The following is a 1,059-nucleotide window of genomic DNA, read 5'->3' as shown; positions in this document are numbered from 1 at the left end:
ATCGCCGCCGACCGCGGCTACGTCGACGCCGTCATCCCGCCCTCCCACACCCGCATCCACATCGTCCGCGCGCTGCGGCTGCTGGCCAACAAACGCCAGACCCTGCCCCCCAAGAAGCACGGGAACATCCCGCTGTGAGTGAAAACCAGCGCCCGCTGCTGCGGGTCGTCCGGGGCGAGCCGACCGCCGAGGAACTGGCCGCGCTGACCGTCGTCGTCGCCGCCCTCGCCCAGCGCCGTCCCGACCGCCGCCGGCCCGCACCGGTCGGCGCGTGGGCCTCCCGCACCGACGCCGTCCGGACGCCGCTGCAGGCCGGCCCCGGCGGCTGGCGCGCTGCGGGGCGGTTCGCGTGAGCCGCCGGCTGGTGCTCGCCTCCCAGTCCCCGGCCCGGTTGCAGCTGATGCGCCAGGCCGGGCTGGCGCCCGTGGTCGTCGTCAGCGGCGTCGACGAGACCGCCGTGACCGCGCCGCGGGTCGCCGAGCTGGTCGCGCTGCTCGCCTCGGCCAAGGCCGGCGCGGTCGCCCGGTCCGAGACCGACGCGCTCGTGGTGGGCGCCGACTCGGTGCTGGAGTTCCGCGGGCAGGCGATGGGCAAGCCCGCCGACACCGCGGAGGCGCGGCTGCGCTGGCAGCGGATGGCCGGCCGCCACGGGGTCCTGCACACCGGCCAGGCGGTGCTGGACGTGCAGGACGGCCAGGTGACCCGGCGGGACGTCGGCGTCGCCTCGACCGTCGTCCACTTCGCCTCGCCGTCGCCGGGTGAGCTCGAGGCCTACCTGGCCACCGGTGAACCGCTGGCCGTGGCCGGCGCCTTCACCCTCGACGGGCTCGGCGCACCGTTCGTCCGCCGGATCGAGGGTGACCATTCCGCCGTCGTCGGGCTGTCGCTGCCGCTGCTGCGCACCCAGCTCGCCAACCTCGGGATGGTGCTCAGCGACCTCTGGCAGCGCTGAGCACCCCCGTCCGCACCGTCAGTCGAAGGAGAACGAACGTGCAGAAGGTCCTGATCGCCAACCGCGGTGAGATCGCGGTGCGCGTCGCACGCGCCTGCCGGGACGCC

Annotated in this window: 4 protein-coding genes; all 4 read left to right on the top strand. The window is 75.5% G+C overall.

Annotation, left to right across the window (positions count from 1 at the left end):
* Positions 1 to 138: a carboxyl transferase domain-containing protein gene (locus tag HL054_RS22060; RefSeq protein ID WP_369141277.1), complete on the top strand. Its 138-nt coding sequence runs from the start codon at positions 1 to 3 to the stop codon at positions 136 to 138.
* A complete protein-coding gene (locus HL054_RS22055; RefSeq protein ID WP_369141276.1) occupies positions 135 to 353 on the top strand; it encodes an acyl-CoA carboxylase subunit epsilon in 219 nt (72 codons plus the stop codon). The genes HL054_RS22060 and HL054_RS22055 overlap by 4 nt, the downstream gene beginning before the upstream one ends.
* The gene (locus HL054_RS22050) at positions 350 to 952 is read left to right on the top strand and encodes a Maf family protein (RefSeq protein WP_369141275.1); all 603 of its coding nucleotides are present in this window, start codon (positions 350 to 352) and stop codon (positions 950 to 952) included. The genes HL054_RS22055 and HL054_RS22050 overlap by 4 nt, the downstream gene beginning before the upstream one ends.
* A gap of 38 nt (positions 953 to 990) precedes the next feature.
* A partial coding sequence (locus HL054_RS22045) for a biotin carboxylase N-terminal domain-containing protein (protein WP_277815351.1) occupies positions 991 to 1,059 on the top strand: 69 nt, incomplete at its 3' end.

Source organism: Modestobacter versicolor, from assembly GCF_041028285.1.
GTDB lineage: Bacteria > Actinomycetota > Actinomycetes > Mycobacteriales > Geodermatophilaceae > Modestobacter > Modestobacter versicolor_A.
This window is presented reverse-complemented; position numbering and strand designations above follow the sequence as displayed.